Source organism: Nocardia violaceofusca NBRC 14427 (assembly GCF_963869435.1).
Classification (GTDB): domain Bacteria; phylum Actinomycetota; class Actinomycetes; order Mycobacteriales; family Mycobacteriaceae; genus Nocardia; species Nocardia aobensis.
In genome coordinates, this window is record NZ_CAWMPM010000035.1 from 36,676 (window position 1) to 55,950 (window position 19,275).

17 protein-coding genes are annotated in these 19,275 nt (G+C 68.4%); 11 read left to right on the forward strand and 6 right to left on the reverse strand.

What is annotated here, in order from left to right:
• Nucleotides 1–44: 44 nt before the first annotated feature.
• The 7 genes from AC5592_RS26870 to AC5592_RS26900 all read left to right on the forward strand — a co-directional run bounded on the left by AC5592_RS26870 (nt 45) and on the right by AC5592_RS26900 (nt 6,980).
• Complete coding sequence (locus tag AC5592_RS26870) at nt 45–1,034, forward strand: zinc-binding dehydrogenase (protein WP_063065888.1); 990 nt, start codon at nt 45–47, stop codon at nt 1,032–1,034.
• 174 nt (nt 1,035–1,208) lie between these two features.
• On the forward strand, nt 1,209–1,301 hold the full coding sequence (locus tag AC5592_RS26875) for an Ms4527A family Cys-rich leader peptide (RefSeq protein WP_368854180.1): 93 nt from the start codon (nt 1,209–1,211) through the stop codon (nt 1,299–1,301).
• 132 nt (nt 1,302–1,433) lie between these two features.
• Entirely contained in the window at nt 1,434–3,212 is a 1,779-nt protein-coding gene (locus AC5592_RS26880) for a nitrite/sulfite reductase (RefSeq protein WP_036499687.1), read from the forward strand.
• A gap of 13 nt (nt 3,213–3,225) precedes the next feature.
• On the forward strand, nt 3,226–3,942 hold the full coding sequence (locus AC5592_RS26885; RefSeq protein ID WP_036499685.1) for a phosphoadenylyl-sulfate reductase: 717 nt from the start codon (nt 3,226–3,228) through the stop codon (nt 3,940–3,942).
• A complete protein-coding gene (gene cysD / locus AC5592_RS26890; protein ID WP_086007204.1) occupies nt 3,921–4,853 on the forward strand; it encodes a sulfate adenylyltransferase subunit CysD in 933 nt (310 codons plus the stop codon). The genes AC5592_RS26885 and cysD overlap by 22 nt, the downstream gene beginning before the upstream one ends.
• The gene (locus tag AC5592_RS26895) at nt 4,853–6,142 is read left to right on the forward strand and encodes a sulfate adenylyltransferase subunit 1 (protein WP_063065851.1); all 1,290 of its coding nucleotides are present in this window, start codon (nt 4,853–4,855) and stop codon (nt 6,140–6,142) included. Before cysD ends, AC5592_RS26895 begins: the two co-directional genes overlap by 1 nt.
• Nucleotides 6,143–6,209: 67 nt before the next feature.
• Nucleotides 6,210–6,980 (forward strand): sirohydrochlorin chelatase, encoded by a 771-nt coding sequence (locus tag AC5592_RS26900; protein ID WP_063065889.1) that lies wholly within the window; start codon nt 6,210–6,212, stop codon nt 6,978–6,980.
• A 46-nt stretch (nt 6,981–7,026) separates the two neighbouring features.
• Here the strand turns inward: AC5592_RS26900 and AC5592_RS26905 are convergent, their stop codons facing one another.
• Entirely contained in the window at nt 7,027–7,815 is a 789-nt protein-coding gene (locus tag AC5592_RS26905) for an HAD family hydrolase (protein ID WP_036499679.1), read from the reverse strand.
• A 175-nt stretch (nt 7,816–7,990) separates the two neighbouring features.
• Between AC5592_RS26905 and AC5592_RS26910 the strand changes: the two genes are divergently transcribed.
• Nucleotides 7,991–8,779, forward strand: a complete 789-nt coding sequence (locus tag AC5592_RS26910) for an SDR family NAD(P)-dependent oxidoreductase (protein WP_232329573.1) — start codon at nt 7,991–7,993, stop codon at nt 8,777–8,779.
• Nucleotides 8,780–8,788: 9 nt separating this feature from the next.
• Here the strand turns inward: AC5592_RS26910 and AC5592_RS26915 are convergent, their stop codons facing one another.
• Nucleotides 8,789–9,721, reverse strand: coding sequence for a helix-turn-helix transcriptional regulator (locus AC5592_RS26915; RefSeq protein ID WP_063065852.1), 933 nt, complete (start codon nt 9,719–9,721; stop codon nt 8,789–8,791).
• 89 nt (nt 9,722–9,810) lie between these two features.
• Between AC5592_RS26915 and AC5592_RS26920 the strand changes: the two genes are divergently transcribed.
• The gene (locus AC5592_RS26920; RefSeq protein ID WP_036499676.1) at nt 9,811–10,209 is read left to right on the forward strand and encodes a VOC family protein; all 399 of its coding nucleotides are present in this window, start codon (nt 9,811–9,813) and stop codon (nt 10,207–10,209) included.
• A gap of 44 nt (nt 10,210–10,253) precedes the next feature.
• Here AC5592_RS26920 and AC5592_RS26925 read toward each other — a convergent pair whose 3' ends face one another.
• The 3 genes from AC5592_RS26925 to AC5592_RS26935 all read right to left on the reverse strand — a co-directional run bounded on the left by AC5592_RS26925 (nt 10,254) and on the right by AC5592_RS26935 (nt 15,566).
• A complete protein-coding gene (locus AC5592_RS26925; RefSeq protein WP_063065853.1) occupies nt 10,254–12,542 on the reverse strand; it encodes an Hsp70 family protein in 2,289 nt (762 codons plus the stop codon).
• A gap of 418 nt (nt 12,543–12,960) precedes the next feature.
• On the reverse strand, nt 12,961–14,544 hold the full coding sequence (locus AC5592_RS26930; RefSeq protein WP_063065854.1) for an FAD-dependent oxidoreductase: 1,584 nt from the start codon (nt 14,542–14,544) through the stop codon (nt 12,961–12,963).
• Nucleotides 14,545–14,558: 14 nt separating this feature from the next.
• The gene (locus AC5592_RS26935; RefSeq protein WP_036499660.1) at nt 14,559–15,566 is read right to left on the reverse strand and encodes an AurF N-oxygenase family protein; all 1,008 of its coding nucleotides are present in this window, start codon (nt 15,564–15,566) and stop codon (nt 14,559–14,561) included.
• 281 nt (nt 15,567–15,847) lie between these two features.
• On the opposite strand from AC5592_RS26935, the gene AC5592_RS26940 reads away from it, so the two are divergent.
• Complete coding sequence (locus tag AC5592_RS26940) at nt 15,848–16,507, forward strand: GntR family transcriptional regulator (RefSeq protein WP_063065855.1); 660 nt, start codon at nt 15,848–15,850, stop codon at nt 16,505–16,507.
• Nucleotides 16,507–17,772, forward strand: a complete 1,266-nt coding sequence (locus tag AC5592_RS26945; protein ID WP_063065856.1) for an MFS transporter — start codon at nt 16,507–16,509, stop codon at nt 17,770–17,772. Before AC5592_RS26940 ends, AC5592_RS26945 begins: the two co-directional genes overlap by 1 nt.
• 99 nt (nt 17,773–17,871) lie before the next feature.
• Here AC5592_RS26945 and AC5592_RS26950 read toward each other — a convergent pair whose 3' ends face one another.
• Nucleotides 17,872–19,059 (reverse strand): Hsp70 family protein, encoded by a 1,188-nt coding sequence (locus AC5592_RS26950; protein ID WP_198163949.1) that lies wholly within the window; start codon nt 19,057–19,059, stop codon nt 17,872–17,874.
• Nucleotides 19,060–19,275: the final 216 nt, after the last annotated feature.

Here is a 19,275-nt window from a genome sequence, read left to right on the forward strand (position 1 = left end):
TCTATCGGTGGTCGGCCGCCTCGGTGGTCCACGACAGTGAACGCATGAGCGAGACGACGATGCGTGCGGCGGTCTGTGTGCGGGCGGGCGGGCCGGAGGTGCTCGAGATCGGAGAGCGCCCGATTCCCCAGGTCCGGCCGGGATGGAGTCTGGTGCGGGTGCGCGGGGCGGGGGTGAATCGGTCGGAACTGCGAACCCGGCAGGGCCATTCCCCGGCGGTGAGGTTCCCGCGCGTACTCGGTATCGAATGCGTGGGCGACGTGGCGGTCTCGACCGATCCCGGCCTGCCGGAGGGGACGACGGTCGCGGCGGTGATGGGCGGGATGGGACGCGAATTCGACGGCGGATACGCGGAATTCGCATTGCTACCGAACACGCTGCTGATGCCGATCCGCACCACATTGCCGTGGCACATACTGGCCGCGCTGCCCGAAATGTATCTGACCGCGCACGGCGCGCTGGCGGCCTCGGGCGTCCTGTCCGCGGGGCGGCACGCGCGGCTGCTGATTCGCGGCGGAACCTCGTCGGTGGGCATGGCCGCGATCTGCCTCGCGGCCGCCGAGGGTATCGACACCGCGGCCACGACCCGCCGGCCCGCGAAGGTGTCGGCGCTGATCGCGGCCGGCGCCGATCATGTCCTGGCCGACGACGGCGGATCCGTGGCCGGGGCCGTGCGGGCGATCTGGCCCGAGGGTCCCGACTACGTCCTGGATCTGGTCGGGGCGCGTACGGCGGTGGATTCGCTTCGTCTGGTTCGCCGCGGCGGCACGGTCTGTATGGCGGGCTCGCTCAGTGGATGGCTGATCCCGGACTTCGAGCCGATCGCGATGATCCCGTCCGGAACCGGGCTCACCGCCTTCCACAGCGACGACTGCGTGGGCAGCACGGCCGTATTGCAGCGCATCGTCGACAGCGTCGAAGCGGGTGTTCTGCCTCCGAACATCGACCAAGTCTTCGCGCTGGACGACATCGCCGCGGCCCACCGCCGGATGGAGAACGACGAGGCGACCGGAAAGCTCGTCGTGCTGCCCTGACCGACCCGCTCGGCACCCCTCCGAACGGACCCGCCGGTACGGCAATCGGCGAATCCGCTTGTTCTATGACGCATCTCACAAATTAGGACGGCCGTCCAGGGAATTTCCCGCTTTTTTGCGGAGAATATGACCCACCCGTCGGAAAGACCCATCTGACATGGCACAATAACTGTCATGACCGGACTTGGAGTACGACTCGTGGCGCGCCGCCATGTCGACTTCAAGCGTGTCTGCAGTGCCAGTTGTCTGCCGGATCGCCTCCGGTAGCTCGGCCTCCCCTCTCCCGGTTCCCGGCATCCGTCGCGATGCCCATCGGTCCGATTCGCTGAACACCGAAGGCGCGAGCCAGCCCCTCCCGCCTGCCGCAAGGCCTGATCCATCTTCTTCAGGAGCGACCCTATGACGTCGAGTACCGACGCCGGTCCCACCCCCGAGTCCGTTCGCGCCGATCGTGAACGCCTCGCCCGCGAGCGTCGTGCCCGGCCCCGTCCGGAGGCCTCCGGGCCGCGCGAACGCACCGGCAAGCCGGTCCGCCGCAAGTCCGAGGGCCAGTGGGCCCTCGGTTACCGGGAGCCGTTGAACGCGAACGAGCAGAGCAAGAAGGACGACAATCCGCTCAACGTCCGCGCGCGCATCGAGAACATCTACGCCAAGGGCGGATTCGACTCGATCGACAAGAGCGATCTGCGCGGCCGCTTCCGCTGGTGGGGCCTCTACACCCAGCGCGAGCAGGGCTACGACGGCACCTGGACCGGTGACGAGAACATCGATCTGCTCGAAGCCAAGTACTTCATGATGCGCATCCGCTGCGACGGTGGCGCGCTGAACGTCGAGCAGGTACGCACCCTCGGTCAGATCTCCACGGAGTTCGGCCGCGACACCGCCGACCTGTCCGATCGCGAGAATCTCCAGTACCACTGGATCGAGATCGAGAACGTCCCGGAGATCTGGCGGCGCATCGAGGCGGTCGGCCTGCAGACCACCGAGGCCTGCGGCGACTGCCCGCGCGTGGTGCTCGGCTCCCCGCTGGCCGGTGAGTCGCTGAACGAGATCATCGACGGCAGTTGGGCGGTCGAGGAGATCACCCGCCGCTACATCGGTAAGAAGGAGTACTCGAACCTTCCCCGCAAGTTCAAGACCGCGATCTCCGGCCAGCAGGATGTGGTCCACGAGATCAACGACGTGGCCTTCATCGGCGTCGAACACCCCGAGCACGGGCCCGGTTTCGATCTGTGGGTCGGCGGCGGCCTGTCCACCAACCCGATGCTCGCTCAGCGCGTCGGCGCCTGGGTGCCGCTCGAGGAGGTGCCCGATGTGTGGGAGGCGGTCGTCTCGCTGTTCCGCGACTACGGCTACCGCCGCCTGCGGACCAAGGCGCGGTTGAAGTTCCTGATCAAGGACTGGGGCGTCGAGAAATTCCGAGAAGTTCTCGAGACCAAGTACCTGCAGCGCAAGCTCATCGACGGCCCGGCGCCGGAGAAGCCCACCCGTCCCATCGACCACGTGGGTGTGCAGAAGCTGCGCAACGGGCTCAACGCGATCGGCTTCTCCCCCATCGCGGGCCGCGTGTCGGGCACGATCCTGACCAAGGTCGCCGACGCGGTCGAGCGGATCGGCGCCGATCGGATCCGGTTCACCCCGTACCAGAAGCTCGTAGTGCTCGATGTTCCCGACGACAAGGTCGAGGAACTGATCGGTGAGCTGGAGCCGCTCGGACTTCAGGCCCGCCCGTCCGCTTGGCGGCGAAACCTGCTGGCCTGCAGCGGTATCGAGTTCTGCAAGTTGTCGTTCGTGGAGACCCGCAAGCGTTCGCAGGTGCTCGCGCCCGAACTCGATCAGCGCCTGGCCGACATCAACGCGCAACTCGATGTGCCGGTCACGATCAACATCAACGGCTGCCCCAACTCCTGCGGCCGCTCGCAGATCGCGGATATCGGCTTCAAGGGCCAGCTGGTCGACGACGGCAACGGGAATCAGGTCGAGGGCTACCAGGTTCATCTGGGCGGCACTCTCGGGCTCGATGCCGCCTTCGGCCGCAAGCTACGCCAGCACAAGGTGACCAGCGAGGAGCTCGGCGACTACATCGAGCGTGTGGTCCGCAATTTCGTCAAGAACCGCAACGACGGCGAGCGGTTCGCGCAATGGGCTGTCCGCGCCGACGAGGCCGACCTTCGGTAACGGGAGATTCAGTATGGCAACCACTTTGGACAAGCTGAGCGAAGCCGAGCTGCGCGGGATCGCCGAGGACGGCGCGGCGCGGCTGGGCCCGGACGCCTCGGCGACCGAACTGCTGCAGTGGACCGAGGACATCTTCGGTTCCGGCTACATCGTCGCCTCGAATATGCAGGACGCCGTGTTGGTGCACTTGGCCGCGCAGGTACGGCCCGGCGTCGACATCCTGTTCCTCGACACCGGCTACCACTTCGCCGAGACCATCGGCACCCGGGACGCGGTCGAGACCGTGTACGGCGTGAACATCGTGAACGTGCAGCCCGAAAATACTGTCGCCGAACAGGATCAGCTGCTCGGCAAGGATCTGTTCGCCCGCGACGCCGGTGAATGCTGCCGGCTGCGCAAGGTGGTGCCGCTGAAGAGATCGCTGGCTCCCTACAACGCGTGGGTGACCGGCATCCGGCGCGTGGAGGCCCCGACCCGGGCCAACGCGCCCCTGATCTCCTTCGACGAGGGCTTCGGCCTGGTGAAGATCAACCCGATCGCCGCCTGGTCCGACGACGAGATGGCCGCGTATATCGACCAGCACGGCATTCTCGTCAACCCTCTCGTCGAGGAGGGATATCCGTCCATCGGTTGCGCTCCGTGCACACGGAAGCCGGAACCGGGATCCGATCCGCGAAGCGGCCGTTGGGCCGGCCTCGCCAAGACCGAATGCGGGTTGCACGCCTCATGACTTCAACGGTGACCGATACACAATTCGATACCCTTGCCGCCCTCGAGAGCGAAGCCATCCACATTTTCCGTGAGGTGGCGGGCGAATTCGAGCGGCCGGTGATCCTGTTCTCCGGCGGTAAGGACTCCACGGTCCTGCTGCACCTGGCGCTGAAAGCCTTCTGGCCCGCGCCGCTGCCGTTCTCGCTGCTGCACGTGGACACCGGCCACAACCTCGACGAGGTGCTGGCCTTCCGCGATCACGTGGTCGAGAAGTACGGGCTGCGGCTGCACGTCGCCAGCGTCGAGGAGTACCTCGCCGACGGCCGGCTCACCGAACGGCCCGACGGTATTCGCAACCCGCTGCAGACCGTGCCGCTGCTGGACGCCATCACCGAGAATCGCTTCGACGCGGTCTTCGGCGGCGGCCGGCGCGACGAGGAGCGTTCGCGGGCCAAGGAGCGGATCTTCTCGCTGCGCGACGCGTTCGGCCGCTGGGACCCGAAGCGGCAGCGCCCGGAACTGTGGAACTTGTACAACGGCCGGCACGCGCCCGGTGAGCACGTGCGGGTGTTCCCGCTGAGCAACTGGACCGAACTCGACATCTGGCGCTACATCGCGCGTGAGAACGTCGAACTCGCGACCATCTACTACGCGCACGAGCGGCCGGTGTACCAGCGTGACGGCATGTGGATGACCCCGGGTTCCTGGGGTGGTCCGCGCGAGGGTGAGGAGCTGGTCGTCAAGTCGGTGCGCTACCGCACCGTCGGTGACGGATCCACCACCGGCGCAATACTTTCCGATGCCGCGACCAACGACGACATCCTCGCCGAGGTCGCCGCGTCGCGACTCACCGAACGTGGCGCGACCCGCGGCGACGACCGCGTCTCCGAGGCCGCCATGGAAGACCGCAAGCGAGAGGGTTATTTCTGATGTCCGACCTACTGAGACTGGCCACCGCCGGCAGTGTCGACGACGGCAAGTCCACACTGGTCGGACGTCTGCTCTACGACACGAAATCGGTGCTGGCCGACCAGATCGACGCCGTCACCCGGGCCTCGGTCGACAAGGGTCTGGCCACTCCCGATCTCTCGCTGCTGGTCGACGGGCTGCGCGCCGAACGCGAACAGGGCATCACGATCGATGTGGCCTACCGGTACTTCGCGACGCCGAAGCGGTCCTTCGTGCTCGCCGACACCCCGGGCCACGTGCAGTACACCCGCAACACCGTCTCGGGCGCGTCGACGGCACAGCTGGTGATCCTGCTGGTCGACGCCCGTAAGGGCGTCATCGAGCAGACCCGGCGCCACGCCGCGGTGATGGCGCTGCTGGGTGTGCCGAAGCTGGTGCTGGCGGTGAACAAGATCGATCTGGTCGACGATGCGGAAGCGGTCTTCGCCCAGATCGTGACCGAGTTCACCGAGCTGACGAGCAAACTCGGCTGGGCCGCCGAGGACGTCGTCGAGATTCCGGTGTCGGCGCTGCACGGTGACAACATCGCGTCGCGGTCGGAGAAAACTCCGTTCTACGACGGTCCGTCGCTGATCGAGCACCTGGAGTCGGTGCCGGTCGATGCCGACAGCACCGGCCGCCATCAGGTGGGTCTGCGCTTCCCCGTCCAGTACGTGATCCGCCCGCGGACGGCGGAGTATCCGGACTATCGCGGATATGCGGGACAGGTCGCCGCGGGCGTGGTGTCCAAGGGCGACGAGGTCGTGGTGCTGCCCTCCGGTATCCGGACCACGGTCGACCGCATCGACACCGCCGACGGCGAACTGCCCTCGGCCCAGCCCGGCCGCAGTGTGACCCTGCTGCTCACCGACGACGTCGACATCTCCCGAGGCGACACCATCGTCGCGGCCGCCGACGCACCCGAACCGATCGATTCGTTCGACGCCACCGTCTGCTGGCTCGGCGACAAGCCGCTGCGGCCCGGCGCCCGCCTGCTGCTCAAGCACGGCACCCGGACCACGCAGGCCATCGTCGGCGCGCTGATCGAGCGGTTCGACGAGCAGAACCTGGCCGCCGATCCGAATCCGGAATCGCTGGCGCTCAACGATATCGGCCGCATCTCGGTGCGCGTCGCGGAGCCGATCGCGGCCGACGACTATCGGGTCAACCGCTACACCGGCAGCTTCCTGCTCATCGACCCGGCGGGCGGTAACACCCTGGCCGCCGGCTTGGTGGGCGACGTGCTGACCTCGGTCGAGGTCGGTAACTGAGATGAGTTCGGCCGGTGGAGCATTCGGGAACGGCGAGCGGTCGCTGCGGCCGTTCGCCGCGCCCGCGATGCCCTCCGGCACCGGACTTGCCGCAGTCGGGAACGGGCGCGCCCCGGCATTCATCGCGGTCGCACACGGGAGCCGTGATCCGCGGTCCGCGGCGACGATGTCGGCCGTAGTCGCCGAGATCGCCCAACAGCGTCCGGATGTCGACGTACGACTGGCATTCCTGGATCTGAACACTCCCTCGGTGGAGCAGGTCATCGATGCCGTTGCGGCACAGGGACATACCGAAGCCATCGTCGTTCCGTTGCTGCTGGGCAGCGCGTTTCACGCCCGGGTGGACCTGCCCGGCATGCTGGCGGCCGCCCGCCACCGGCATCCGTTGCTGCGGATCACGCAGGCCGATGTGCTCGGAACCGACGCACGGCTCGTGGCGGCGTTGCGGGATCGAGCGTTCGACGCCGGCGCCGATCGCGACGACGCCGGCCTGGGTATCGCGGTCGCAGCCGTCGGCTCCTCGTCCGCGGCCGCCAACCGGATCACCGCCGAAGTCGCGGCGGCGCTCACGCACGGCACCGGCTGGCGGTCCGCGATCTGCTTCGCGACCACGCAGCCGTCGCTGACCCGAGCGGCGTCGGAACTGCGCAGCCGGGGAGCCCGCCGGGTGATGGTCGCCCCGTGGTTCCTCGCCCCCGGATTGCTCATCGATCGGCTGGCCGACGCCGAACCCGGCCTCGTACACGCACCCCCGATCGGGCCGCACCGGCTTCTCACGGAGGTCGCGCTCGACCGCTATCACGCCGCCGGGCGGCTGTCCCTCGAACTCTCGGCCTGATTCGGGCTCGGCCTCGCGTCGGTCGCGCGGCTTCGCGCGCCGGGGCTCATCCCCCGAACCAGCGCTCCAGCACCAGGGCCGCCCCGTCCTCGCCGATATCGGCGGTCGTCTCGTCGGCGAGCTCGTGGACCGGGGCCACGGCATTCCCCATGGCGACGGAATGCCCTGCCCAGGTGAGCATTTCGATATCGTTGTACCCGTCACCGATGGCCAGGGTCTGCTCCAGCGGGATGTCGAGGGCCAGGCGTAGTTGTTCCAGCGCCCAGCCTTTGGACACCCCCTGCTTGGACGCGACCAGCCACGGTTCGTCCTCGCCGTGCACCCAGCCGGCGCCGGGGAGATCGAGTTCGCCGACGGCGTCGATCATTTCGTCGAGGCTGCCGCCCGGCCACCAGCCGTTCAGCCGCGTGGTGGGTTCCAGGCTCAACTCCGCATCGTCGACGAAGCGGAATTCGCCGAGCCGGAAACTGCCGGGGTAGTAGCCGGTGGCCCAGGTGCCCACACCCACCTTCTCCACCGACAGCACCATGTCGGGCAGCACTGCACGCAGTGTCGCGACCGCCGGTTCCGGGTCGAAGGTGTGCACAGCCAGCGGCTCCCAGTTCGAAATGTCGACGTGCACAGCGCCGTTCGAGCACAGCGCCTGCCCCTCCTCGAGTCCCAGCTCCTCCATCACGAGACGGGTGGCCAGCAGGGTGCGGCCGGTGGTGATCACCACGTGGGCGCCCGCATCGACCGCGGCGCGCACCGCCGCACGCACCCGCGGACTCATGGGTGCGCCCGCCTGCAGGATGGTCCCGTCCACATCCAGGGCAATCAGTCGAGGACTGTTCACCGAGTCATTGTCACCGATCGTGCATCCGCACTGACAGCTCCGCCTCCGTTACCCGGCGGTATGCCGGCCCGAGCGTTGCATGACGCATCAACTATAGGTCCGAATCCCGCCAGCTTTGCCGGCTCCGCACAACTTGACTGACAGCTGCCGCGAGATCACGTGGCAGACAACGGATGTGGAAACAGCAGATATGGAGACGACGATGGACAACCGGTTCGAATCGAAGGTCGTGCTGATCACCGGCGCGAGCAGCGGGGTCGGTGCGGCCGTGGCCCGGCGCGTGGCGGCCGAGGGAGCCGCGGTGGTGCTGGGCTCTCGCGGTAAGGAGGCCGGGGACCGGATCGCCGCGGACATTCGGGCCGAGGGCGGCCGGGCCGTCTTCGTGCCGACCGACGTCACCGTCGCCGAGGACGTGGAGCGGCTCACCCGCACCGCGATCGACGAATTCGGACGGCTGGACGCGGCATTCAACAACGCCGGGGCGGTCAACGCCTTCGGCCCGGTGCAGGACATCGACGAAAACGGCTGGCGGGCGGATCTGGAACTGAATCTCACCGGCGTGTACTTCGGTCTGCGATCCCAGGTCCCGGCGCTGCTGGCGTCCGGCGGCGGGGCGATTCTCAACAACGCCTCCAACCTCGGCGTGGTCGGCATGGCCTCGGTCGCTCCGTACGTCGCGGCCAAACACGGCGTGGTCGGCCTGACCCGCGCGGTAGCGCTGGAGACAGCCGCCGCGGGCGTGCGGGTCAACGCCCTGGTCTCGGGCGCGGTGGATACTCCCTCCTTCCGCTCGTCGATGGGCGCGACACCCGAAGGCGAGGCAGCGGTCGCGGCGTTGCATCCCCTCGGCCGGATCGCGCGCGCGGAGGAGATCGCATCCCTGTGCGCCTACCTCCTCTCCGACGAGGCGAGCTTCGTCACCGGCGCGGCGGTCGCCGTCGACGGTGGCTTCACCGCTCGCTGAGCCCTCGGATCAGCGATAGATCAGGGTGAGTTCGGCCGCCAGCGCGGCCAGCTCGCGCCGAATCGATTCGGGGGCAACGACTTCGAGGCGTCTCCCGAATCCGGCGAGCTGTTCGGCGATCGCGCGCGGCAGGTGCGCACTGATCCGCAGCCGTACCCGGCCGTCGTCGACCGGACCGTCCTCGACGCAGTGCCGGCCCAGCCGATCACGCAGGACCGGCACGATCCCGGCATCGGCGTGCACGATCGCCGACACGTCGCCGCGGCGGCGTTCCATCTGTTCGACGATTTCCGACCACGCCTGCGCCAGGTCGAAATCCGCCGGGACGACGGTGACGCCGTCTTCGACGGTCACCTCGCTCATCCGATCGACCCGATAGGTCCGGCGCCCTCGATCGGTTCCGGCTATCAGGTACCACACCGCATCCTTGCCGACGACGCCCCACGGCTCGACGACACGGTCGCGACCGGCCGGACCGTAGCGGAAGCGGACAGGTCGCCGCCGGGTGACGGCCTGCTGCAACAGCGCGACCTCCGCCGGCTCGGCGTGCGGCTGCCGGCCCCAGCCGGCCGGATCGATCAGCGTCGCCGCCGAGGCGGCCAACGCCTCCTCCCGAAACGTCTCCGGCAAGGCCCGCAACAGTTTTCGCAGCGCCGAGCGGGTGGCCGGCGATCCCGAGGCGGCCGGACCGAGCAGCAGGAACAGCGCCCGCGCCTCGTCGGCTTTCATTCCGCTGAGATCGGTCCGGGCGCCGCCGACCATCGCCCAGCCCCCGCCGCGACCAGGCTGCGGATAGACCGGAACACCGGCCGACGACAGCGCCTCGAGGTCGCGGCGCGCGGTCGCCACGGAAACCTCGAGCTCCCTGGCGACCTCGGCGGCGGTCACCCGGCCCCTCGCCTGCATCAGGAGCAGCGTGGCAATCAGACGGTCGGCGCGCATGCGGCAATTCTGCCCAACAAAGTGCTCATTCGGTGAGCACTTTGCGCGCGAAGATCGTATGAGACACCGCAACGACCGAGGAGAAACCCATGCTGCGAGGAATGACGACCGTGTCCTACTACGCCGACGACCTGGACGCCGCCAAGCACTGGTACAGCGAATTACTGGATACCGCACCGTATTTCGAAGTTCCGGGCTATATCGAATTCCGCATCGGCGACTACCGGCAGGAACTCGGCATCATCGACCGCCGCTACTGCCCGGACCCCGCCCACCGGACCGGCGGCGCGCTGCTGTACTGGCATGTCGACAATCTGGACGCGTCTCTGCGGCGGCTCCGGGAACTCGGCGCCGCCGAACATCAGCCCGTCACCGAACGCGGTCCGGGCTTCGTCACCGCCTCGGTGATCGACCCGTTCGGCAATCTGCTCGGCATCATGTCCAACCAGCACTACCTCGACGTCCTGGATCAGCACACAGCCTCGTAGTCGCAGGCCCGGCATCGGTGGCCGAACCCGCTCGGTGAGCGGTGTCAGTGACCGAAACCGCCATGGAAACCACCGCCGAGCCCACCGCCCAGTCCACCACCGTGGAAGCCACCACCGGGGGTGGCGCCCAGACCGGGGTGGCTCGGCGCGACGATGCCGGGGCGGACGGGGGCCGCCGGGGCGGGGTTCGTCGCGCCGGGGCGGGTGGCGCCGCCGGGAGGCGTGGCCGTGCTGCCCCCGGGGCCGGGAGTCCGGGCCGTTCCGGCGCCGGGGACGGGATCGGAAGACGATGTGCCGGGGCCGGATTGGGCTCCTGCGGCGGGCGCGGAATCGGTGCCGCCGCCGGCGGGAGCGGGCGGACCGGGCTTCGCGTGGTCCCCCGCGTTCGCCGTACCGTTCGGATTCGTGGCGTCGCCGGTCGTTCCCGCACTACCGGGGTTCGTTCCGGTGCCGGAGTTCGTGGCGTCATCGGAGTGTGCCGCGCCCGAGTTCGCGGCTTCCGAGCTCCGTGTATCGGAGTGGTCCGTACCCGAGTTCTCGGCACCCGAGTTCTCTGCGCCCGAATTCTGCGTTCCCCCGGAGTTCGCGGAGTCGCCACGCGGCCCATGCGATTCGGCGCTGGTCGAACCCGAGCCGTTCGATGATGTACTCGAACCCCCGGCCGAATTCGCGTCGGCCTCCGACGTCGCGCCCGAGCCCGCACCGCTGTCGGCGGTGCCGCCCGAGTGTCCGGACCCCGGAGTGGACGCGGTATCGCCGGAATGCGAATCTCCTGACGTCGCACCGGTGGTCGCGGTCGTATCGCCGTTGGGCGCGGGGTTCGTACCGGGCGCGGGCGTGATGGAACCGTCCGCTGTGCCGGCGGGTTTCGGCGCCGGGTTCCCGGGCTTCGACGAGTTTCCGGGTGTCGAGCCGCCGGCGGGTGGGGTGCCCTGGTCACCGGATCCCGGCTGACCGGGGTGTCCCGTGCCGGGCAGGTTACGGGCCGCGGCGCCGGCGGCCAGGAGCGCCGCCGCACCCGAGTTCACGAACGGCATGGGATTGGTGAAACGCGCCGGGTCGGAGTAGGTCCTCGCGCGGGGCGGCACGCAGGGTGTCACGGCACCGTAGTCGCGCAGCGCGTTCTCCACCCGATCGGTCATGCTGCGCGAAAAGTCGTGCGCCGCACCGGCGTAGCCGCGCAAACCGGACAGCGAGGTGCCCATCAGGGTGTCGGCGCGGGCCGCCAGCGCCGCGAATCCGGCGCCGAATCCCGGCGGCTGCGGCAGCTCACCGACCTGCTCCCGCAACGCGTCCGCCGGACCGGCCAGCGCGGGGGCGAATTCCATGATCGGCCCGTCGGTACCGACCGGGCCACCGCCGATCATGGTCGCCGCCGACATCGCGAGAGCGGAGACGACCGCGGCGGAGGACACGACCGCGGCGCCCCGGGCATACCGCCCGACACTGCTGTTGCTCGCGGCGAATCGGGCCGAGGCGATGGCGGCACCGGTCGCGACCGTATGCGCCGGATCCGGCGGAACGATTACCGGGGGGCCCAATTCGGCCAGCACCTCCGCGACCTCGACCGGCCGCGCGGCGCCCCCGACCAGCAACACGCGGTCGATGTCGTCGATGCTCACCCGCGCACTCTGCAGGCAATCGCGCACCACCCGAAGGGAATTGCGCACATGCCACGTCCGCAGGCGACGGGTGTCCTCGGCCGGCACCACCTTCGACACCGGGACCGGCACGTCCGGAGCCAGGGTCCGTGCGTAGCGTGCCAGGACGGCGCCCAGCGGCCGGCCGCCGTAGGCATCGGATCGCAGCGCCGAGCCGAGCACTCCGCGCTGATTCCATTCGGCCTCGGTCCGGACCACCGCGACGTCCAGACTGTTGGCGCCGAGATCGTAGACGAGCGTGGAACTGCTTGCGGTGACGCCGTATTCGTCGTCGAGCCATTCCACCGCAGCCACCGGTTCGGGCATCAGAATCACATCGAAGGCGCCGCGGCGATGCAGCGCGTACTGCAGCGACGCGATCTGCCGGTCGGTGTAGCAGGCGGGATGGGTGAGGACCGGTCCGGCCTCCGGAGCGCTGGGATCGATCAGGCAGGTCGCCACCGCCGCGACCAGATCGGCCGAGGATCGGATCAGGCCGCCCAGCGACACGGGCTCGCGCGGCTGGGTGAGATCGGCGAAATCCGTGACCACCGGCGCGAATCGAGGCACTCCCCCGACCCGCACCGCGCCGGATCGGTCGACGGTAACCGCCGTGCGGCGCACGCGGACCGCCGGACGGTCGCGATCACCGGCAGTTGCCGCCCACACGGAATTCACTGTGCCGATGCTCATGCCGAAGCCAACCGTCATTGCCATCCCGTCAACGCACCGAGACCACGGCCCCAGTGGTTCAACCATGCGGTCGCGGTCGTTTACCAAATAGCGAACACAGGTTAGCTGGTCGGTCTCGATCACGGAAACCGAATGGGCGGAAAAGCTTTCACACTCACCGGCCGAACACACAAAAGACCTGCTAGAGCACAGTGGAGAACAAGATCGGAAGGCTGAATTCACCTACCGCAGGAGAATAGCTGGCAAAACTGGCCATTTCACAGTTGATCCCATGGAATACCGACCGGTTTTCTATGGAATTGCGACAATGACATTCACGAGACCGAATTCGAGGCGTCATGCCGAATGGCTGGATGGTTGCCGAAACGACAACCGCCCCGATCCGGACGGATCGGGGCGGTCGGTCGAGGTATCCGGCTCAGGAGCGAGCGAGCAGCTTGCGCTTCCACCACGGCTGGGCCGTGGCACCGCCGCGCACCGCGTCGGGGCGGCGGCGCTGGACCAGCCGATCGAAATCGGTGGCGTCTGCGGTGGGCCGGCGCAGGCGGCCGGCGTTGAAGTCGTCGACCAGCTGCCGCACCGTCTGCTGTGCGCAGGATTTGTTGGTGCCGATGAAGCCCGTCGGGCCGCGCTTGATCCAGCCGGTCACGTAGGTTCCCGGAACCACCGCGCCGTCGGCGGATTCGAGCACCCGGCCGTCGGCGTTCGGGATGACACCGGCGCGCTCGTCGAACGGCACCCCGGGCACGGCCACACCGCGGTAACCCACCGAGGCGAGAACCAATGCGGTATCCAGGGTCTCGGTCTCCTCCGTCGCGACGGCCCGGGTGACACCGGCCTCGTCGGTGACGAGTTCGTTGCGCACCAGCTCGATTCCGGTCACCCGGTCGGTACCGACCAGCGCCACCGGCGAAGACAGATAGCGGAAGACGATGCGCTTGCGCGCGCCCACCGGGCGGTCGGCCACACTGCGCAGCAACTTCAGCTTCTGCTCGATCTTCTGCGGCATGTCCGGAGTCGGTTCCGGCACATCACCTTCCACGACGATGTCGAGATCGGAGCCGAGCAGCCCCACGAATTCGGGGACGGTGAAGGCGGATTCGGCCGGGCCGCGGCGACCCACGATCACCACTTCCTCGATCTTGCTGTGCCGCAGTGCGTCCAGCGCCGCCGGCGACACCTCGGTGGCATCGAGCAGTTCGGGATCCATGGTGAGAATCCGGGCCACGTCGAGCGCGACATTGCCGTTGCCGACGATCACCGCGCGCCGCTGCGTCAGATCGAAACTGCGCTGCGCGTAGTCGGGATGGCCGTTGTACCAAGCCACGAACTCGGTCGCGGACAGGCTGCCGGGCAGGCCCTCGCCGGGGATACCGAGTTTGCGGTCGGAGGAGGCGCCCACCGCGTAGATCACCGCGTCGAAGTGGTCGAGCAGTTCGGCGTGCGAGATATCGTCGCCCACCGCCACATTCAGGTACGACCCGAATCCGGGCTGCGCGGAGATCACATCGAACAACCGGCTCACCTGCCGGGTCCGGGTGTGGTCGGGTGCGACACCGTGGCGGGCCAGGCCGTAGGGCACCGGCAGCCGGTCGAACACCGTCACCGTCACCTCCGGCTGGGTGAGCAGCTCGTCGGCGGCATACATCGCCGAGGGGCCCGAACCCACGATCGCGACGCGCATCGCGCCCCGATCGGTGTCGACCTCGGCGGCGGGCACCGGCTTGGCCAGCAGGGGGCGCGGACGCGCCTGACGATAGAAATCGGCGTTGATCTCGATGAACGGCTTCTGCTCCGCGGTGAGCTTCTTCGAGGAGGTGATGGCGTCCACCGGGCAGGCCGTGGCACACGCCCCGCAATCCACGCATGCCGCGGGGTCGACGTACAACATCTCCGCCGTCAGAAAGTCCGGTTCGTCGGGCGTGGGATGAATGCAGTTGACCGGGCATGCGTAGACGCAGGAGGCGTCGCTGCAGCACGACTGGGTGACTACATACGGCACTGTATGGCTACCCTTCAGGCGGCTTTGGTCTTGGCGCGCTGCGGCTCGGAGCGGTACCGGCTGGCCGGACCGTCGATCTTCAGCAGCTTCCAGACGTTCTTCGAGATCGGGTTCATCAGGCCCAGATCCTTGGCCAGCGCCCGCACGTCGATGAAGTAGTCGGCGAAGGTCTGCTGCGCCTCCGCGGAGCCGTAGAACAGTTCCTTGCGGACGTCCTCCGGGATGTCGAACTCCTTGAAGAAGGACTTCGGCGGGGTGGCGATGGACCGGCCGAGGATCCACATCACGATCGGCATGGCCAACGACAGTACGAACTTCGCGGCCGGATTCGACTCCGGCACATGCTTCTTCAGGAATTCGTGCGCGAAGGAGATGTGGCGCGCCTCCTCGGCGACGTGGATCGCCATGACTCCGCGCATGATCGGATGCACTTCCTCGCCGGAGCGCAGGATCTGCTTCTGGATGTGGTCGATCGGCTCCTCACCGGCGAGGACCGCCATGAAGAACAGGTTCGGGAACCGGGCGGCGACCGGTGCGGCGAAGTAGCGGAGCTTGCGGACCAGCGGGCCCATCCCCGGCACGTCGATGCCGATTCGGTTGACCATCTCCTGGAACATCAGGGTGTGGTTGTGCTCCTCGATCATCTCGTGGGAGCAGTACCGGAACTCGGGCGAACCGTTGGGCAGGCTGAAGTTGTGCGTGACCATGCCGCTGATCAGGATCGACTCGAACTGCAGGCCGACCTTGGCGACATTGGCCTGGCGGTACTTGCCGAGGGCGATCTTCTGCTCGTCCGACAGCGCCTTGTACCAGGGGTGACGCCCCAGCGGGTCGGCGGATTCCGGAAGGATCCACCGCTTCTCGCCGGCGGTCGCGGCGAAGTCGGGGTTGTCCCAGTCGATGTCGGTGAACGGATCGAAGTGCTTGTTGACCGACCCCTCGGACAGCAGGAGCAGCTTCTGGGCGTATTCCATGGCCTCGGCGACCACAGGGTCTACTTCCGGCGTCGCGGCAACGGACATCGTCGTCACAGCCTCTCCATCTCGCATGGGTAACTGTTTCCCATAGTTACACCTACAGCGGCGGAGGTCAACACCGACGACCGGCCCTGCCGGAAACGATCGCGCAACCCCGCCGATAGTCGGCCGTATTCCCAGCTCAGCGGCAACCCAAACAGCATTACCGGGCAGTACTGTGCGGGGCGTCACATCGGCTGCGGCCGCCACTACGCACCACGAGGGCAGGTCGGACGTGTCCGCACCCACATGGCAAATCATCCCATGTCCCGACTAAGCTACAACTTGTGTCTAAGACGTATTCAGCCGCTGAGCGCGCCTATCGCGAGATCAAGGAGCGCATTCTGACCGGCGCGCTGCCCGGCGGAGAGCTGATCAGCGAGGGTGAGATCGCGAACGATCTGGGTACCTCCCGCACTCCGGTCCGGGAGGCGTTCCTGCGGTTGGAGACCGAGGGCTGGATGCGGCTGTATCCCAAGCGCGGCGCGCTGGTGGTCCCGATCCCCTCACACGAGGCCGAACACGTCGCACATGCCCGCTATGTCGTGGAGACCGCGGCGGTGCGCGCCCTCACCGCCGACGACCGCCCGCCGCTGCTCGACACACTGCGCGAATCGCTCACCCGCCAGCGCGAACTCGTCGCGAACCTCGATGCCTCCGACGGGCAGGCGCTGTCGCGCTTCGCCACCGAGGACACCGACTTTCATCGCGGCTATGTGGTGGCCGCGGGCAACCCGCTGCTCACCGGGTTCTACGACTCGCTCCGCGAACGCCAGCGGCGGATGAACAGCGCCGCCCTGCACCGCGCGCCGATGAATACCGCCCGCATCGTGGAACAGCACGCGCGGCTGACGGATCTGATCGCCGCCGGAGATCCCGCCGCCTTCGATACCGCACTCGCCGACCATCTGTCGGGTGTGCACCAGCTCGAACTGAGAGGACTGTGATGACCGCACCGGCCGCCGTCGACCTCCGTCCGGCCCGCGTCGCCACCGCCCCTCGCGCCTGGTGGGGCGTGGCCGCGGCGATCTTCGCGATCGCCTGGGGCGGAAACGAATTCACCCCGTTGCTGGTGATGTACAAGAACGACGGCCTGCCGGTCACCACTGTGAATCTGTTGCTGTTCGAGTACGTCCTGGGCATCGTGCCGGCGCTGCTGATCGGTGGACCGCTGTCGGATCGCTACGGCAGGCGGCGGCTGATGCGGCCCGCACCGCTGATCACCGCGATGGGATCGACACTGCTGGCCTTCGGTTCCGGCGTCGTGCCGATGCTGTCGATCGGGCGCGTCCTGTGCGGAGTCGGTCTCGGGCTGGCGATGGCCGTGGGCAGCAGCTGGTTGAAGGAACTCTCGCAACCGCCGTTCGGGCCCGCCTCGGCCCCCGGCACCGGGGCTCGGCGCTCGGCGATGAGTCTCACCGGCGGTTTCGCCATCGGAGCCGGAGTGGCGGGCGTGCTGGCACAGTGGGCGCCGTGGCCCGCGACCCTGGCCTATCTGATCAATGTGGCGCTGTGCCTGATCGCTGCCGTCCGAGTGCTGCGCGCACCGGAAACCGTGGCGCCGCAACCGGTTCGCAAGCCGCTGCGCGACGATCTGCGGATTCCGGCGGCGGGCCATCGGCGGTTCCGCTGCATCGCATTACCCCTGGCGCTGTGGCTGTTCACCTCCGCCGCGGCCGCGTACGCGATCCTGCCGACGCTGGCGTCCGACCGCATCGCCGGAACGCCGATCGCGTTCTCCGCGCTGATCACGGTGATCACGCTCGGATGCGGTTTCGCGATCCAGTCGGGGGCGCGGCGGATCGACCTGCCGGGTACCGCGCGGATCGCGGCGCTGTCGCTGGCGCTGACCACGGCCGGCATGGCCGCGTCGGTGTACGCGGCGGCGACTCTGCAGTTGTGGGCGGTCATCGCGACCGCGGCCGTGCTCGGATTCGGGTTCGGTATCGGCATGGTCGCCGGACTGCAGGAGATCGAGCGGATCGCCCGGCCGGACGATCTCGCCGGGCTGACCGCGGTGTTCTACTCGGTGAGCTACCTCGGATTCGGTTCGCCGGCGCTGCTGTCGCTGCTGCACAACGCGCTGCACATCGGCTATCCGGCGATGTTCGCGGCCGGCGCGGTCATCGCCCTCGGATGTCTCGCGGTGGTGCTCAACAACTATCGCGACCCGGACCGCGCGAGCGCTGTCGAGCAACGGATCGGCCGATAGGCCGGGTCGACCAGGGCGTTGCCGACCCGGCGAAACCCGGTCTGCGCCCGCTGCGGCGGGCGCAGTCGCGGAGTCGGGTTCCGCCCGCGCGGCACGCCGTCAGCGCTGCACGTGCACGATTCCGGCGCCCATGGATTGCGCTCCCGCTTCGTCTCCCACCACCGCCGTCGCCGCGAACAGCGCGCCACCGGCCGCGACCGCGACGGTGACCGCGACCCGGGTCAGGCGGCGGCGCAGCATGCGCGGCGGCTCGGGCCGTTCGGGTGCCTCGGCGTCCTCGCTCTCCCGGACCGATTCGGCGGCGCGGCGCGCGAAAATGGCCGCGCCCTCGGCGATCGTGCGCTCCGGATCCGGGGCGACGATCACCGGCCGCGCCAGCGCCGAGGCCAGGACCGCGGCGACTTCGGGCGGACGGGCGGCGCCGCCGACGACCAGTACACAGTCGACATCGGCCATCGTGACGCGGGCTCGTCCGAGGCATTCGTACACCACATCGAGCGACTCGCGGACGTGCGCGGTACGCAGTGCCGTGATCGCGGAGTCGGCCGCCGACGATTCGCCGACGCGCCAGTCGTCCTGGGCTGCCATCTTCGCGCCGAAGGCGCGGCCACCGAAGGCGGTGGAGCGCAACGGTTCCCCGATCACCGGCCGGGCCGGAGTGCCGGCGCCGATGCGCACCAGGGTCACGGTCAGCCCGGATCCGCCGAGGTCGTAGACCAGCGCCAAGCCCGGCATCAGGGGCCCGTGCGCCACCGACAGCCAGGCCGCGGCCGCCACCGGTTCGGCGACCAGGGCGGCATGGGACAACCCGATCGCGTCGAGGGCCTCACGCAGTTCCAGCACCCGGTCCTCGTCGTAACTCACCGGATGTGTCACCGCGACAGCGGTTTCCGGACTGCGAGCGTCGGCGGTGGCCACCACGTGGGCGGATACGTCCGCGACCACGGTGCGCGCCACGGTCGCCACCAGATCGGCGGCGGACAGCGAACGATGACGCACCCGCGCGGTGCGTCCACGCTCGGTCAGATCGGCGAAATCGGTCACGGCACGGCCGTGGCGCGGGATCCGGCCGACTCGTGCGGCGCCGCTGCTGTCGAAAGTGAGTGTCGTGCGCCAGGTTCCCGGCGCCGTGCGCTGCTGTGGCAGCGCGGATCTCGGGCCGGAGGCCCGTATGCGCCCACCGGATCCGCCGCGCTTGCGACCGCGTGCGTTCTTGCCGCTCTCAGCAGTATCGATGGCGCACACCGTGTTGACCGTGCCGATACTCACTCCGAGCCCAACCGTCATCACAATTCCCCTCGATCGACGAGCGTACGTTCGCTGACATGTCCCGAGCAGGCATCAGGCAATCACTGTGCTGAGAACTTGCCAAGCACCGGACAATCAGTTGTCCGCTCAACCGCCGCACTTCGCGGTGAACCCCTCGATCCCGCAGATATACCTGTTCACCTGCGGTAACAAATCAGGCAATTCATACGCGCAGTGGACATTTCGCGACACCGA

Coding starts and splice junctions, on each gene's coding strand:
- AC5592_RS26915 (WP_063065852.1), bottom strand. CDS start 9,721: ATGCGCGCCGACCGTCTGATTGCCACGCTGCTCCTGATGCAGGCGAGG.
- AC5592_RS26945 (WP_063065856.1), top strand. CDS start 16,507: ATGACCGCACCGGCCGCCGTCGACCTCCGTCCGGCCCGCGTCGCCACC.
- AC5592_RS26935 (WP_036499660.1), bottom strand. CDS start 15,566: ATGTCCGTTGCCGCGACGCCGGAAGTAGACCCTGTGGTCGCCGAGGCC.
- AC5592_RS26925 (WP_063065853.1), bottom strand. CDS start 12,542: ATGAGCATCGGCACAGTGAATTCCGTGTGGGCGGCAACTGCCGGTGAT.
- AC5592_RS26950 (WP_198163949.1), bottom strand. CDS start 19,059: ATGACGGTTGGGCTCGGAGTGAGTATCGGCACGGTCAACACGGTGTGC.
- AC5592_RS26895 (WP_063065851.1), top strand. CDS start 4,853: ATGTCCGACCTACTGAGACTGGCCACCGCCGGCAGTGTCGACGACGGC.
- cysD (WP_086007204.1), top strand. CDS start 3,921: ATGCGGGTTGCACGCCTCATGACTTCAACGGTGACCGATACACAATTC.
- AC5592_RS26885 (WP_036499685.1), top strand. CDS start 3,226: ATGGCAACCACTTTGGACAAGCTGAGCGAAGCCGAGCTGCGCGGGATC.
- AC5592_RS26900 (WP_063065889.1), top strand. CDS start 6,210: ATGCCCTCCGGCACCGGACTTGCCGCAGTCGGGAACGGGCGCGCCCCG.
- AC5592_RS26880 (WP_036499687.1), top strand. CDS start 1,434: ATGACGTCGAGTACCGACGCCGGTCCCACCCCCGAGTCCGTTCGCGCC.
- AC5592_RS26875 (WP_368854180.1), top strand. CDS start 1,209: ATGACCGGACTTGGAGTACGACTCGTGGCGCGCCGCCATGTCGACTTC.
- AC5592_RS26870 (WP_063065888.1), top strand. CDS start 45: ATGAGCGAGACGACGATGCGTGCGGCGGTCTGTGTGCGGGCGGGCGGG.
- AC5592_RS26920 (WP_036499676.1), top strand. CDS start 9,811: ATGCTGCGAGGAATGACGACCGTGTCCTACTACGCCGACGACCTGGAC.